This is a genomic window from Paenibacillus sp. AK121, from assembly GCF_019042715.1.
Classification (GTDB): domain Bacteria; phylum Bacillota; class Bacilli; order Paenibacillales; family Paenibacillaceae; genus Paenibacillus; species Paenibacillus polymyxa_C.
This window is the reverse complement of record NZ_JAHPJM010000004.1, coordinates 311789-327886: the sequence shown is the minus strand read 5'-3', so window position 1 is coordinate 327886 and position 16098 is coordinate 311789. Positions and strand designations below refer to the sequence as shown.

Annotated in this window: 13 protein-coding genes; 10 read left to right on the top strand and 3 right to left on the bottom strand. The window is 46.8% G+C overall.

Going from position 1 to position 16098, the window contains the following annotated elements:
* Positions 1-87 precede the first annotated feature (87 nt).
* The gene (gene ald / locus KSP24_RS10335; protein ID WP_216975067.1) at positions 88-1218 is read right to left on the bottom strand and encodes an alanine dehydrogenase; all 1131 of its coding nucleotides are present in this window, start codon (positions 1216-1218) and stop codon (positions 88-90) included.
* A gap of 382 nt (positions 1219-1600) precedes the next feature.
* On the opposite strand from ald, the gene KSP24_RS10330 reads away from it, so the two are divergent.
* The 7 genes from KSP24_RS10330 to KSP24_RS10300 all read left to right on the top strand — a co-directional run bounded on the left by KSP24_RS10330 (position 1601) and on the right by KSP24_RS10300 (position 11335).
* Entirely contained in the window at positions 1601-3265 is a 1665-nt protein-coding gene (locus KSP24_RS10330; RefSeq protein WP_216975066.1) for a PucR family transcriptional regulator, read from the top strand.
* 101 nt (positions 3266-3366) lie between these two features.
* Positions 3367-4890 carry a copper amine oxidase N-terminal domain-containing protein gene (locus KSP24_RS10325; protein ID WP_013369695.1) on the top strand — a complete coding sequence of 508 codons (1524 nt, stop codon included), beginning with the start codon at positions 3367-3369 and terminating at the stop codon, positions 4888-4890.
* A 245-nt stretch (positions 4891-5135) separates the two neighbouring features.
* Entirely contained in the window at positions 5136-6446 is a 1311-nt protein-coding gene (locus KSP24_RS10320; RefSeq protein ID WP_216975065.1) for a galactokinase, read from the top strand.
* Between the two features lie 113 nt (positions 6447-6559).
* Positions 6560-7477 carry a PD-(D/E)XK nuclease family protein gene (locus tag KSP24_RS10315; protein ID WP_216975064.1) on the top strand — a complete coding sequence of 306 codons (918 nt, stop codon included), beginning with the start codon at positions 6560-6562 and terminating at the stop codon, positions 7475-7477.
* 176 nt (positions 7478-7653) lie between these two features.
* Positions 7654-8313: an SGNH/GDSL hydrolase family protein gene (locus KSP24_RS10310; RefSeq protein WP_040101980.1), complete on the top strand. Its 660-nt coding sequence runs from the start codon at positions 7654-7656 to the stop codon at positions 8311-8313.
* Positions 8314-8455: 142 nt separating this feature from the next.
* Positions 8456-9799, top strand: a complete 1344-nt coding sequence (locus KSP24_RS10305; RefSeq protein ID WP_216975063.1) for a hemolysin family protein — start codon at positions 8456-8458, stop codon at positions 9797-9799.
* A 261-nt stretch (positions 9800-10060) separates the two neighbouring features.
* A complete protein-coding gene (locus KSP24_RS10300) occupies positions 10061-11335 on the top strand; it encodes a methyl-accepting chemotaxis protein (RefSeq protein WP_025675498.1) in 1275 nt (424 codons plus the stop codon).
* A gap of 89 nt (positions 11336-11424) precedes the next feature.
* Here the strand turns inward: KSP24_RS10300 and KSP24_RS10295 are convergent, their stop codons facing one another.
* Positions 11425-11637 carry a hypothetical protein gene (locus KSP24_RS10295; protein WP_025675499.1) on the bottom strand — a complete coding sequence of 71 codons (213 nt, stop codon included), beginning with the start codon at positions 11635-11637 and terminating at the stop codon, positions 11425-11427.
* A gap of 140 nt (positions 11638-11777) precedes the next feature.
* Here KSP24_RS10295 and KSP24_RS10290 point away from each other — a divergent pair, with 140 nt between their 5' ends.
* Entirely contained in the window at positions 11778-12560 is a 783-nt protein-coding gene (locus tag KSP24_RS10290) for a YwaF family protein (protein WP_064962449.1), read from the top strand.
* Between the two features lie 123 nt (positions 12561-12683).
* Here the strand turns inward: KSP24_RS10290 and KSP24_RS10285 are convergent, their stop codons facing one another.
* Entirely contained in the window at positions 12684-13475 is a 792-nt protein-coding gene (locus KSP24_RS10285) for an SDR family oxidoreductase (protein WP_216975062.1), read from the bottom strand.
* A gap of 203 nt (positions 13476-13678) precedes the next feature.
* Here KSP24_RS10285 and KSP24_RS10280 point away from each other — a divergent pair, with 203 nt between their 5' ends.
* Together KSP24_RS10280 and KSP24_RS10275 are read left to right on the top strand one after the other, a co-directional pair.
* Positions 13679-15112, top strand: coding sequence for an N-acyl-D-glucosamine 2-epimerase (locus KSP24_RS10280; protein ID WP_216975061.1), 1434 nt, complete (start codon positions 13679-13681; stop codon positions 15110-15112).
* 117 nt (positions 15113-15229) lie between these two features.
* Complete coding sequence (locus KSP24_RS10275; RefSeq protein ID WP_025678842.1) at positions 15230-15901, top strand: MgtC/SapB family protein; 672 nt, start codon at positions 15230-15232, stop codon at positions 15899-15901.
* Positions 15902-16098 lie beyond the last annotated feature (197 nt).

Here is a 16098-nt window from a genome sequence, read left to right as displayed (position 1 = left end):
AAATATGTTATATGCAGTTAGCATACAAAGAACCATACACTTCAATCCCTACTGGGAAAAGTGTGTGGTTCTTTGTGCTGCTTTTTTCTATTGTAAGGTTTTGGTCTGCCATGCCTGTTCCACAGGAACATAAGGATACCCCAGATCACGGGCGACTGTTTCGTAGGTGATATGTCCATTCAGGACATTGGCACCGCTAAGCAGCGGCTTGCTTCTGCGAAGCGCCTCTTGCACACCAAGATCTGCAAGTTGGAGAGCAAAGGGGAGCGTCGCGTTGGTCAGAGCGAGCGTAGAGGTTTGCGGTACCGCGCCTGGCATGTTCGCCACTGCATAGTGAATGACGCCATGCTTTACATAGGTTGGCTGATCATGTGTCGTGATGTGGTCAATCGTCTCAACAATGCCACCTTGGTCAATGGCGACATCGACGATCACTGAACCGGGTTGCATCGTCTGCACCATGGCCTCTGTGACAAGCCGCGGGGCTTTGGCACCGGTAATCAGGACAGCACCGATCAGCAAATCACTTTGCGCCACGGCGTCCGCAATGTTGGAGGGGGTGGATACCAGCGTATGAAGCTGATTGCCAAAAATATCGTCCAGTTGGCGCAATCTTGGCAGGCTCAGATCGATTAGTGTCACATCTGCCCCGAGACCGATAGCGACCTTGGCAGCATTGGTGCCGACCACCCCTCCGCCAATAATAGTCACTTTACCGCGTTTGACCCCCGGCACACCTGCCAGTAGGATGCCTTTACCGCCTTTTGGTTTTTCCAACAGCTGTGCTCCGATTTGTACAGCCATTCGACCTGCAACCTCGCTCATGGGGGTAAGTAGCGGCAGGCTTCCTTCCACATCTAGCGTCTCATAGGAAATGGCGGCTACGCCGTTGTCTGTTAAAGCCCGAGCCAGTGCGGGCTCGGCAGCCAGATGCAGATAGGTGAACAAAATCAAACCTGGCCGAAAATACCCGTATTCAGAGGGGAGCGGCTCTTTTACTTTGATAATCAGATCCGTCTGGGACCATACATCCGCAGCTTGCTGTACAAGGGTTGCACCCGCAGTGGCATAATCTCCGTCTGTAAAGCCGCTTTCAACCCCTGCATGGCTTTCTACAAACACTTGATGTCCGTGTTGAATCATTTGAGCAGCACCCGCAGGTGTCAGAGCGACACGATTTTCATTGTTTTTAATCTCTTTCGGAATCCCAATTCTCATTCGTCTCACCTCTCCTAAAAATAATTGTTATCCAACAGCAAATGATTGTTTTTAGGGCAGCTACGCTGCAGAATCAATGTTTGTTGATCGTGTTATCCAACGGCCAAGCATTGTTCTAGGGCAGCTATGCCTGCTATGTTTTACTGTTGGATGCGACCAAACGAGTGCAGAAAATGGCACTATCATTTGTATGCAGTCTGCTGATTAGTTACATGGACTCAAGCCGATAAATGCAATTCGTGTTAGATTAGGTACAGTTTACAAGGGGAGCGACTCCTTCGCATCATACATTTTGTCGGATTATCTGACTTAAAGGCTCGACTTTTTGATGAATATATGTCATATAAAATGACATAGAAACATACACATAAGGAGAATGCCGATGAAAGGTAAAAAAACATTTACCATTGCGGATGTGCTGGAACGTCCTGTTTTCCGGCGGGCGAACCTGGCAGCGGGGGAACAGGGCGTAAACCGCCGTGTGGGTTGGGTTCATGTGCTAGAAATCACAAATGTATCCCCCTTTGTGAGCCGTCATGACCTGATTTTGACGACCGGCCTGTGGTTAATCCGGAAGGGGGAAGAGCGCGCCGAGTATATGGAGCAGCTGATCCGCTCGGAAGCCGCGGGATTGTGTGTGGAGCTAGGCACGAGCATCTATGAGATCCCCCCTGAAATACTGGAGTTGGCGGAACAGCATCACTTCCCGGTCATCGTATTTGAGCAGCCGGTGCGTTTTGTTGAAATTACACAAGATATTCACTCTCTACTTATTAACCGACATCATGAACTATTAAAAGATCTGGAGCGATTTTCACGTCAGCTTCAGCAGGAAACCCTACGCAGTACCGATATGAACGCCCTCTTGCGTGTGCTTCATGACTATGCTGCCCGGCAGGTCATCTACATGTCCTCCATTGATACCAACCGATTCGTGCCCTCCGTCCAGCCGGATGTGGCAGACCATATTGCAGATTTTTATGCCCATGAAGTGGAAACAAGTATGACTGCCGATCGTGAAGGACACCTGCTGTTTCACCTGAATGAATCCACTGCCGTCTTGTTTCAGCCTGTTGTATGCTTCGGTCAGGTGTTTTCCGCTGTAGGTGTAGTACTGCATAATGAAATGCCGACGGAAGAAATGTCGCTGCTCATTGATTACACAGCCAAGGCGGCTGCTACATTGGTACTGAGAACACAGTTTCTTGAAGACCGATTGCTACGTAATCAAAATGAACTGATTCAGGATGTATTGAACGGCCAGCTTCCCAATGAAGAACAGGCCCAGACCCGGATGGGACTGCGATTGTTAACGAAGGGTCGGTATTTATTTTGGGCAGGGGTTATCGAGGTAGAGCATCAAGACAAAGACGCAAGTCAGGTGCGCAAGGAATCCATCAATCAGGATGTATTAGTGCTGCTTCGTTCTCTGTTGAAAAAAGAAGCGTTGCACAATCTGTTGATGATGAAGGGAAGTCAATGCTACATCCTTTGTGCAAAGGAGGAATTAACGCTGCGTTCCATAGCGCAGATGAAAAAAGTGCTGGCCCATACGGTTCAATATATTCAGAACTATGCCGCAGGACAGCTTGATAAAGTGCGCATTCATGCAGGCTTTGGTAAGGTAAGGCACCGCATGACAGGGACGGACCGCAGTTTTGAAGAGGCATATCAGGTCATTGAAGTCGCGCGAAGCGTTCCGGTCATGAAGGATCGGCTATTTTACGACAGCATCGGAATCTATCAATTGTTGAAGGCGGTGCCTCGAATTCCTTTTCTACAAGAATTTGTACAGGACCATTTGGGTGAGTTGATTGCGCATGATCGTGAGCATCATATGCAGCTTCTGGATACGCTGGATGCCTACTTTCAATGCCATGGCTCCAAGCGTGATACCGCCGGAATTTTGTATATTCATAGGCAGACTCTTTATAATCGACTAGATAAAATTAATGAAATCGTAGAAGGGAATTTGGCAGACTCTGACAAACGTCGCTGTCTGGAAATGGCACTTCTGGCTTACCGGATGCTTCAGGCTGAAAATTGATCCTAAATAACTAGCTCTATTTTCCATTCTACTCATTTACAATGCGTATCAACACTGAGATAATAGAAGAGATAACGGAAATATCTTGAAAGGGGATTAATATGAATATAAAAAAATGGATTGCCGTCCCTCTTATTCTGTTAATGGTAGCTTTGACAGGTTGCCAGGCAGTAGGCGGATTTGATGTAAGTAAAAATTTATTGGGAACACTTGATGTGAAATCCCAGCAGTCAACGGAGAAAATTTCTCTTAAGTTGACTCCAAAAGAAGGTATCACGCAAGGAGATCAACAAATCATAGATTTGATTAATTCGATTTCGGTGACTGTAGATGAAGCCAAGGTACAATCGGAGGAAGTTGCTTCCGCCAAGGGTACTTTGCATATTGATAAGTATAATTTGCCATTTGAGCTTGCTTTGGATCGCCAAGGTATGGCTATTCATCTGGAAGGTGCCAAAAAACCTTATTACATATCTTTGAACTCGCAAGAGAGTTTGAGTGGTCTGCCTGCCGGGTTTGATCCGTATGTATATTCCAAAGACGTGAGAGATCTGACCAAAACAGCCGCTGCACTTATGCTCAAGCATGCCCCTAACCCTTCGACCATTTCTGCAACGTCTGTAACCGAAGAAGTATACGGTGAAAAAGACAAGGTGAAACTGACTCGTCTCCATACAGAACTGCGCGGTGATGAGCTGGTTGCATTGGTAAAACCATTCCTGGCGAATCTGGCCAAGGATGAAGCTGGGTTAAAAGAATTGATCGGTCAAGCTATTGATATGACTAAAACTATCGCTTCCAGCATAGCTATTGAGGGTAGTGATAAAGTAACAACAGAACTGAATGAAAACAAAGAAAAGCTGGTCAACGAGGCTTATACTGAGGTTAAAAAGTATTTGGACCTGGCTGTGGCACAGTATGATGTAGGAGTCAGCACTATGTATGCAGAGGCACCTGAAATCAAAACAGTTCTGAGTGCAAACACTGTGCTGAAAAGCGACATGTATTTTGATGAAAAAGGAAATGTTCGCAAAGCGCTGACAGACCTGACAGTTGCATTGCCAGATGTAGACGATCTTCCGGTGAAGTCCTTTACCGTTCTGACCGAGACCCAATCCTGGAACGTCAATGGTAGTGTAACGGCCGATAAAGTAGATCTTTCTAACGGCGTTATTGACTTGAATGCACAAGCTGAATTAACACCGGGAGCGACACTGCGCAATTTTGAAGCGAATTCTCCGATCTACAACATTTTAAAAAATGATTTGGAAATTACAAAAGTAGAAACAATTTTCGATCCTAAAGACGATTACTACGTATTGGAGAATCGTGGAGGTACGGCTTTCATCCCATTGCGTGAACTGACAGGCGAATTGAGCTCAGAATTAAAATGGGATGCGGCTGCCAAACAAACAACTGTAATTGATGATATTACTGGTAAGACGATTAAGCTAAAAAGTGGCTCCAAGCAGGCTGTACTGGAAGGAAGCACATTGACGTTGCCGCAAGCTCCATATACGGATGAATATGGCACATTGTATGTTCCTTTCAAATCTGTTGCAGAGGCACTTGGCGCTACTGTAACTCGTAACAATGCTGGAGAATATGTGCTGAAACGCGATTAAAAAAGAAATCCAGAACACCATTCTTCTTCTTAACGGTTAGTGTATGGAATGAATCAGGTGTAAATACAGGAACCAGCCCCGATTAGGGGCTGGTTCTTTTTTAGTTATATTGGTAAAATGCTCATAAAAGCGATTAAAATAAGCGCTTACAGATTAAAATTGTGCCATACTTTTACACACGGAAAATTGAGATAATTAAAGCATCATTCTGCGTGGAAACAGACATACAAGTAGGGGGATATACGATGAAAGATATGGAGCTATTGAATTCTAGCGAGGGACAGATTGTTCTCGCACGGATGTACGGCCAACAACAAATTTCCGAGCAAACCTCTCGATATCAATCACTTATACAGGCGTATCAGGAGCATTTTGGTGTAGGGGATATTGAATTGTTTAGTGCTCCGGGGCGCTGCGAAATTGGAGGGAATCATACAGACCACAACCACGGGAAGGTGCTGGCAGGCAGTATTACACTTGATACGATCGCTGTAGCTGCTAAAGTAGAGGAATCCGTTATAACATTCTTTTCTGAAGGCTACAAAACGAAATACGTCATTGATTTAAACGACTTGGCGCCAAAACCGGAGGATGACGGTACGATGTTGCTGATCCGTGGTATTGCAGCTGGTTTGCTTGAATTCGGGTATCGCATCGGAGGCTTCCAAGCTTATATATCAAGTAATGTATTCTCTGCTTCAGGATTAAGCTCTTCCGCTTCGTTTGAAATGTTGATATGCACGATATTAAATCATTTTTATAACGAGGGAGCGTTAGATACTGTTGCTAAATCCAAAATTGGTCAGTATGCGGAAAACGTCTATTGGAACAAGCCTTCAGGGCTGCTCGATCAGATGGCTTGCGCATATGGTGGTTTGATTTCCATTGATTTTGAAAATCCCAAGGAACCGATCATCAATCCAGTCCATTGGAATTTTGAACAAAACGGCTACTCCCTGGTTATTGTAAATACAGGTGGAAATCATGCTGATTTAACCGATGATTACGCAGCGGTGCCGAACGAAATGCGTGCAGTGGCTCAGTCTTTGGGCGCTTCGGTTTGCCGTGACTTATCGCCTGAGAATCTGTATGACAATCTCAAGATGGTCAGGGAAAAAGCTGGGGATCGGGCAGTGCTTCGTGCTTTGCATTTTTTTGAAGAAAATAAGCGTGTGGATGAGCAGGTGAAATCGCTGGAGGAAGGGCGCTTTTCTGATTTCTTAAAGCTTATTACCGAATCCGGTAATTCTTCATGGAAATGGCTACAGAATGTATATAGAAGTGGGGTTGATCGGGAACAAGACGTATCGGTTGCCCTGGCTTTAACGGAAATGTATTTAAAATCAATTGATAATAGCGCATGCAGGGTACATGGTGGTGGCTTTGCTGGTGTGATCTTGACGATTCTTCCCAATGATCATGTGGATGATTACAAGGAGTGGATCAGCGGAATGCTGGGAACTCCAGTACTCGTAGTCAACGTCCGTGAGGATGGTGCTGTTAATGTAAGTGAATTGATCAATGCTGAACGGACTCGTAGCGAGAATACTAACTAGTCAGTCAAAGACTTTAACCTATGGGTTAAAGTCTTTTGTCGTTTTTATGACCGATACAGCTTAGGCATGCGTTATAATAAAGAGATGGAAGTTCTAATGAAGGAGGGCCTGTCATGGCAATATATCCGTCCTGGTCCTATTCACAATCGAGGGCCCAAACGTTCGACGAATGCTTACGCAAATACTATTATCATTATTACGGCTCGCATAACGGCTGGAATTCGGCACAGGGCACTGAAGAGCAAGTTACGTTGTATCGGCTTAAGCAACTGAGCAACTTATATATTTTATTCGGGAATATTACGCACCAAATGTGTGAATCGGTCATACGCGGGTGGATGGAAAAAGGGGCTGTCCCGCGCACAGCATTTCTGGAGACAGCTATGAAGAACATGTTGAATGACAGCTACAAGGAATCATTACACCGTGAGCTATGGCTACAAGATCCCAAAAATCGGGTTATGCTGGCAGAGATTTATTACGACGATGAAGTGCTTCCGGAACGGATTGCCCGGATTAAGGAGCGACAGCACGCGGTGGTACACAATTTGTACCGTACTGCGGTTTGGCGTGAACTGCAACAGGGAAAGGCCCGAATTGTAGAAGTGGAGAAGTGGGATACGATGCTCCTTCATGAGACGAAAGTATATGTCAAAATGGATTTGCTCTACCGTAGAGACAATGGAGACATGGTCATCGTGGATTGGAAAACAGGTAAGGAAGGCGATTTTTCCGACCAACTTTTTTTGTATGCTTCCTATGTACAGGAGCACTATCAGCTTCCTTTGGAGAAGATCGAGGTACGTGTGGAGTATTTGATGACAGGAGAGCATGAAGTATATCGCCCCACACCAGAGGATATCGACAAGGTAGTTGGCAATGTAGGACGTTACATCGAGGAAATGAAGTCCTGCCTTGATGACGATTACTATAATCGACCCAAGCCCGAGTCTTTTTTTACGCCGATGCCTTCTCGCAGAGTATGCGGGGGTTGTAATTTTCGCGAGGTGTGTAAGTACCGAGCGGTCTGAAATCGAAAAATCAATATAAAAACGGAGTAGGTGGAATGGTGCTGTACAAGCAATGGAAAGCACCATTCCATCTGCATAGTGGCTATAACTCTCCCAATTCCTGAAACCGCTTTCCAATTCGGAAAATACGAGGTATGATAAGGGTATTATTGGAAATTACGAGGAGGACAATCGAAATGTCGAGTACAGGACACACACGTATTCTTTTTCAAGGAGATTCCATTACAGACGGAGGAAGGGGACGGAATGAGGACGCGAACCATTGGCTGGGTCAGAGCTATGTGTATCTGATCGCTGGGGCACTTGGGAGTCGACTGGCTGATACACAGCCGGAATTTGTCAACCGGGGAGTTTCGGGGGATCGGGTTTCGGATTTGTATGCACGTTGGAATGAAGACACGTTTAGTCTACAGCCGAACTTGCTGAGTATTCTAATCGGAGTGAACGATGCCTGGCGGATTGTGGAGCAGGAGCCGTCCGGGGTGACGGACCGATTTGAACGAGCCTATTGCCACCTGCTGGAGGAGACACGTGAAGTGATGCCTGATACCGGGCTGGTGCTGTGTGAGCCGTTTATTTTGAAAACGGGAGCTACCGAGGCGCGCTGGGACATTTGGCAAGAAAAAATAACGGGCTACCAGCGTATTGTACGTCAACTTGCCGACAAATATGGGGCCGTATTTGTGCCGCTCCAGAGCATGTTGAACGAAGCTGCTACCAAAGCGGACGCCTCCTATTGGCTGCATGACGGGGTTCATCCGACAGCGGTTGGGCATCAGTTGATAGCTGATCAATGGATAGATATTGTGCAAAAGAGTCCACTGGCGATTCGTTAACCAAGTCGTACATAGTCTACATCCTTGTCATTTTTGGGTAATACACGATTATGGACATCATTACTCTTGTTATGATTCCATCCAAAAATGAATGTCAAAGGGGGTGCTTCTTGCTTCGTCATCAACGGAGTAAGAGAGGGCTATGGAAACGATAAATATCATTCTAGTTATTTTACTTATCACCTTAACTGCTTTTTTTGTGGCCTCAGAGTATTCCATTATTCGTGTGCGGGTATCTCGTATCAATCAATTGGCCTCAGAGGGCAATAAAAACGCGAAAGCCGTTAAAAATATTCTGTCTCGGCTTGATGAGTACTTATCCGCTTGTCAGCTTGGTACAACACTAACTTCAATGGCGCTAGGCTGGTTAGGGGAATCTACAGTTGAGAAGCTGCTACATCCCCTGTTTGTGTTGGCGCATATTCCGGCTGGACTAACGGGAGTACTCTCCTTTTTGCTGGCGTTTCTGATTTTGACCTATTTCGAGGTGGTCGTTGGGGAACTGGTACCCAAAACCTTTGCCATACAAATTGCCGAACCGATGGCATTGTTTTTTGCCCGTCCGATTACGGTATTCTATAAAATAACGTATCCCCTGAATTGGGTGCTCAGTCGTTCTTCACGTGTTATTACGGGGCTTTTTGGGCTGAAAAAGGTATCTGAAGAAGATGCAGCACTCAGTGAAGCTGAGCTTCGACTAGCGTTATCTGAAGGCTTTCGTAGTGGTGAAATTACACCGACAGAATATCGATACCTGAATAATGTATTTGATTTTGATGACCGTGCGGCGCAAGAAATTATGGTACCACGCATCCACATCCGTTCCATCTCTCATCAGGCAACGGTATCCGAGTTTATGGAGCTGATCGAGGACAAGGTCTACAATTTTCTGCCTGTAGCTGAACATGGGGACCGGGATCGTATTATCGGGATGATTCGCGTTAAGGAAGCTCTGCATGATTTGGCCCGTGGGCATAGCACAGGAAATACAACGATGGCTTCTTACATTCATCCGGTACTTCAGGTGATTGAGACGGTACAGGCTCGGGATCTGCTGATTCAGATGCAAAAACGACGTATTCCAGTAGCGGTGCTGGTGGATGAATATGGTGGCACGTCTGGGCTTGTCACCCTAGAGGACATTATGGAAGAGATTGTTGGAGACATTCCTTCCTATACGGATACCGAAACCCCCGCAGCGCTAACACCACTCATTACAAAAACAGATGATCATCGTTACATACTCAAATCACAGGCGCTTATCCATGAGGTCAATCGGCGCTTGGAGACAGATATTGAGGCCGGGGACGTATATACGATTGGCGGTTGGATGCTTTCAGAACGTTTTGATATCCAGCAAGGAGACAAGCTGACCAGCGGATTATGGGAGTTTACTGTACTGGAAAAAAACAGTCACCAAATAGACACAATTGAAGCGGTTAAAAAGGCAGTTGTTAAACAAAAGGATGACAGTTATTCTCAATGATGGAAAATGAAATTACAAAGAAATAGATCGATTTAGATGTGACGAATGGCCTGCAACGTAAGCGGCAGCGCGATTCGTCCACTTTTTTTGACGCAGTTTGCTGCCTGAATAGCATGTTGTTTTTGTAGTTAGGTCAGGAGACTTAAGGCTCTGGATCTTTATGCTTATAAATATAGGTGTCTGTGAAAAATACTACTAGAAATGTAGCAATTTTATGGTAAAATGGAATCAAATTTGAGTTTTTGGGGTGGGCTACAGTACATGAAGATGTCACTAGGTACGAAAATGGTTACTGCATTTGTCTCAATTTCAGCAATAACCTATGGAACAAGCGCTTTTTTTATTTTTGTACTCAAGGACTGGCTTGCTCATGGTACACAGGAATGGGTATACACCTCGATCATTTTGTTATTGGGTGTCCTGTGGAGTGGCATTTTGGGCTGGTTGATCTCAAAATTACTTACACGGCCAATTGTTAGATTGGCCAAGGCGGCAGAGGAAGCTTCGTCGGGCAACCTGTCTGTCGTAATTCCAGAGCGCCGTTCAGATGATGAAATCAAAGTGTTGTACGATGCATTTCGGCATCTGATGCTGAACATTAAAGATATGTTCAATGAGATCTCGTATAGCACCAGAACAACTTCGCAAAGTGCAGAAAATCTGAGCTTGGCTATTGTACAAGCTACGGCGCAAATCGAGTCCATGTCTACGGTGGTAGAAGATATTTTGGATGGCGTGGAGCAGCAAAAGCAAGCATCTGCCCAATCAATTAAAACAGCGGATCGAATGCTGGGCGATTTTAAAATGATGCGTAACAAATCGGGACATATGCTGGAATTGTCAGGCCATATGGAGCATTCAGTGGATTCGACGCAGACTGTATTTTCATCCCTGATGGATGGAATGGGAGAGCTGACAGCTTCACATAGTCGTTCGCAGCAGGTGATTGCACGACTGGAAAAAGAAGCTTCACAAATTGAAGCGATTACAAGCACCGTGAAGGATATTGCCGAACAAACCCATCTGTTGGCGCTGAATGCTTCCATAGAAGCGGCACGTGCGGGAGAAGAAGGGAACGGCTTTGCTGTAGTGGCGCACCAAATTCGCGCACTTGCCGCCCAAAGTACGGAGTCTGTACAGCAAATTAATGCTATCGTTAGCCGTGTACAGTCACAAATCGTAGAGACCGTGGAGTTGATGCATCAGCAAACGTCTTTGGTCAGTGCTGAGGCGGAACGGACAAGCTCTGTCGATCAGACACTGAACCGTTTGAACGCTATTGTACGTGAATTTGTCGAAAGCATTCGTACTATGGAAGAAGCCGTAACAGAGCAGACGAATCGGGTGGATCAAACCTTTGAGCAGATTCATCGTATTCAGCAAATGTCAGGGGCATTCTCTGAAGGTGCTCACAAAATTTATACGGCTGCTCATGAGGAGACGGCTATTATGCAGGAAATTTCATCCTCTTCCGAGGACTTGAAAGTGCTTACGAATAAACTCATGATGAAAACACGTGGAATCAACTATAACTAAAACCGTCATGTAAGATATGACGAATACCCATAAAACTTAGCCGCTACACACCGGAAAACGAAGCAAACGGGTTCTCCGGTGCGTGGTGGCTATTTTTTAATTTCAAAAAACTCACATTGTTTTCTGGGATGGTAAGCCAGATCACTGACGCTAGACTGCACAACGATGGTTTGATCGTCAAAACGGATTATAGTCCCGCCTGAGCCAATCAATTGGTCATCTTGAAATACCCGGATACGAAGATGACGTTCCAGTGCCTCGCTGAAATCCTGATCTGTAATTAGTCGGCGATTAATCGGCATGAGTGTTCTCCTTTGAATATAATATCTTTTATCATAAAGGTTAAGGTATTGAACAAGCAAGAAAGATGGCTAGAACATATTCGACTATTTGGTATAAAATAGAAGGTGCGAAAAAAGAAAGAGATCGAAGGGGGCTTTCTATGGACTGGCTATGGTCAGGGTCTTGGTTCGATGCGTACGCGCCGGAAGGGTTCGAGGCTTTTACTCCGTCACATGGTTTGGCTATATTGGGACTCATTGTATGCGCTGTGCTGCTGTGGCTAACGCGGGGCTGGATTCGGTCGAATAAGCCTGTAAGTGAGGGAATTCGCTGGCTATTAATTACGGTCCTCGTTCTCTCAGAGGTGACTTTGAATATATGGTATGTGGCACAGCATATTTGGGATGTCCAGACATCATTGCCCTTAGAGCTGTGCAGTGTGACACTGCTGTTGTCCATCCTCATGCTTATTTTCCGCAGCCGCTGGTTATACCCGGTGGTCCTTTTTGCCGGAATTGGAGGAGCGCTTCAAGCCGTACTCACGCCTAATTTGGCTTATGCCTTTCCTCACTATCGTTTTATCCATTTTTTCGTAGCTCATAGTGCTATTATTTTGGCTGCCCTATATATGACCTGGATCGCAGGGCTCCGACCGACGTGGAAGGGTGTAGGGAAAGTTATGCTATTTCTCAATGGCTTGGCGTTGATGGTGTGGATTGTAGACCGTGCTCTCGGTGCCAACTACATGTTTCTGACCGGAAAGCCGTCGACACCATCGATACTGGATGTTTTGGGACCATACCCTGTTTATATTTTGGCAGAAGAGGCCATTGCACTGCTGTTCTTTTCTCTTCTGATGTTGTTGTTTGAGGTGCTACCAGGAGGGAGATTGTATGTCCGCCTTCGCAAAGGAGCTGTGCATGGTGCTGACAGGGCGCTATAGAATTGTTGTGAAACGATGCACAAGTCATGCAAAAGCAGCCTTTTCCACTAGTAATGACTTGGGATAAGGCTGCTAGGAATGCCTAAACAGTAGTTTATATGGGGACAACGATCCCCTTTATGCTTAGCGCAGCAGCGATTCTGCTCCGTCTACATAGATCTCTGTACCTGATACATGGGATGATTCATCTGAGGCGAGAAACAGAACCAGATTGGCGACCTGCTCTGGCTCACCGGGAGCATCCTCCAGCGGATGCTCTCCGCCCTTCGGAAATTCGACTGGAATTTGTACCTTCTTCAAGTCTTCGGTAGGGTATGTGTTATCATCAATTTTCGTGTCGATGGCTCCTGGGCATATCGCGTTAACCCGAATTTTGTAACGTGCCAGTTCCAGCGCTGCCATTTTCATAAAAGCAACCTGCGCCGCTTTGGTGGAAGCGTAAGCTGAGAACCCAATACCCGAAAAGGTTCGGTTACCGTTGATGGAGCTGGTGATGATAATGCTGCCGCCGCGTTCCTTCAGGTATGGAACGGCATATTTAACGGTAGCGAAGGTGCCGCGTAGATTAATGTTCATCGTGCGGTCCCATTCTTCCAGCTCCATGGTCTCAATAGGGGCCATGGTGCCATTAATGCCTGCGTTGGCGAATACGATATCCAGCTTTCCGTATGTCTCAGCGACTTTAGCGAACCCCTGCTGAATCATGTCTGGCTTGGAAATATCACATTCCAGCACAAGTGCTTCACCGCCAGCCTGCTCAATGATTGCTTGGGTCTCCTCTGCATGCTCAGGTGTCCGATCCAGCATGACCACCTTGGCGCCTTGTTCTGCAAAACGAATTGCGGTTGCCTTGCCGATTCCTGAACCTCCACCACTGATCACTGCTATTTTTCCTTGCAATCTCTGCTCTGCCATTGACTATTCCTCCCATTCCGTTCATAAGCTAAACCTGACTCGTTATTCCAATACCTCTGAACGCTAATGATGAAACAGTAGCTGCTGCATTTCACCCCATTTGCGAAATATGGTAACATAGGCGAACCAGTAGGAACATATAGCCCAAACCTGTAGATTCTGAGCAAGTATCGGAAAAACGTGAGTGACGGAGGTGGATCGAATTGGACAATAAGAGAGATGAGCGATCCGAATCGACAGACTCTATAGCACAAATCGGAAAAATGAAACCATGGGCTCTGAACGGTCCCAGTATTCAAATTGATCCGTTGTTTCCCTATTACGCCAATCGGTCGCGGGATAGCATAGCGGATGAGATCGCCCTTGCGGGCTACCAGACCGTGCATTATTTTGTTGTACGTGAAAATGAAGTGGATGGAGCGCTTGTTGCTGCTTTTCAGCGCAGAGGCATCGCGGTGTGGGCGATGGTGCTGGGCAACGGTTCTTTTGGCGTGTCCCAGCTGCCGCCAGCGTGGAAGGAATGGCGTATGGAGTTGCTGCGCGAGCCCAACGACGGCTTTCAGCGGCTTTCGCATTTTGCTCACGAATATGTGGAATGGAAAAAGAAAGCCGCTGCCCGGCTCGTCACCGATATTCCGTTTGACGGCTTTGAGGTGGCGGAGCCTTATTTCCCCGAATGGAACGGGCTGCGCAGTGGAGTGTACGGGGATATTGGACCACATGCACAGCGTGCCTTCCGTGCACGCTGCGGTGAGGACATTCCAAATTTCCGCGATAAGCATGCGCGGAATTACTACCGGAAGGTCCCGAAGCTGTACGCGCAGTGGGTCGATCTGCGTGTGGACGCCGTGAATGGGCTTATCTGTGAGCTGGTGAACGGCGCAGGCGGTGTGCGTGATGCCCGGCCGGACATCTGTGTGGCGACATGGTCGCTCGCTGTGAGCGGGCGTGGCGATATTCCCGGTCAGCTGCGGGAATGGCAGGGCCTGGATGCGGTAGCCATGATCGGGAGCGTAGCTCCGGATATGCACGTACTCCAGACCCATTGGCCGGACTGGATGCGCCGCCGTCTGCCGCCACAGTATATTCGCGGCTATGCTCGCATCGCGCAGTCCATACGCGCCGCTTATCCGGACCTGTCCCTCGGAGTGCAGGCGGATATCGGTTCACTTGCGCGGATGGTTCGGAACCGCAAGTGGACGCGACAGTTCGGGGCTACCGCCCTGGAGGGCGACTATACCGCCTGGACTGCCTATGAATACCATCTGGGAGGCTACATGTACGATGATCCTCCAGTACCTCTTAGGGCGGAACGTTCAGCCGAAGATGAGGTGGTTATTTCTTTCAGCAAGCGAATTACTACGCCGTCTTTAGATGAGCTGCGTATTTGGAGCCGTGAGGACAACGCAGATTCAACTCGCGCTTTGAACCGCAAGTTAACAAATGATTCACTAACACTGCTAGAGCTTGTGGATGCAGCAGCAGACGGAAACCGTCTATTGCTCCGTATACGCAATTTACCATCAAGGGCATTTAGTATGCGTATAGACGGTGTACAGGATACACCAGAGCTGTGGCTACTCAAGGGGAGAAAGGCACATCGCAATCTTCCCGAACATGAAGTGAAGGTTCCTTAAAATTTGGGTAATAACAAAATAACAGCTGTATAACGGCTCATTTGCCGGAGCATCATGAATTATATATATTAAGGCAACATCTTTTCATAACTTAAACAATAGTGGAGTGAAAAAGGTATGTGGGATTGGGATTACCTGATTCGGGTCATGTTTGCCGGATTGTGCGGCGCGTTAATCGGCTATGAACGCAAAAGTCGGATGAAGGAGGCCGGCATTCGCACACATTTCATTGTCGGGATCGGGGCGTCACTTATGATGGTGGTATCCAAATACGGTTTTCAGGATCAGACTGTATGGTCCAACCTGTCGCTGGACCCTTCCAGAATAGCAGCACAGGTTATAAGTGGAGTCGGCTTTATCGGCGCAGGAATGATTTTTACACAAAAAAATAGAATCAAAGGGCTTACCACCGCTGCGGGCATCTGGACTACCGCCGGGATTGGTATTGCTGTCGGTGCAGGAATGTATGGGCTTGGCGCGGGTGTAACGCTGTTTATTTTGGCGGCTCAGTCCTTGCTCCATAGTCGTTTTTATCAGATGGCTACCCCGTCCACACGGCAAGTAGTTGTTCAGGTTGAAAATGAGCCGGGCGTACTGAATCAAATTAAAGAACTGCTGGAGAACAAAAAGCTGACCATTCACAGCTTTCACGCCGAGCGTATCAATAACGGTGAGCAGTTGATGGTTCATATGCTTCTAAAGCTGTCCCGGTCAGAGGGAGTGGAGGAATTGTTGTCACTGCTGCAAGAGATGGAAGGTATCCGTTCAGTCGAGACCAAATCCAATTAGACGACTTTACGGCTCATTTAGTATCTTTTTTGTCGAACGCTGACAGACCCATTTAACAGTAAAATACTTTAAAAATAATGATTGAAAACGCTTCCTTTTGTGTATATACTCTTACTACATCACAGAGCCAGCAGCTTAGAAAGCATCAGGGGATAAGCAACAACGACCTCATGCGTATGCACAAGGTCGTTGCTGTT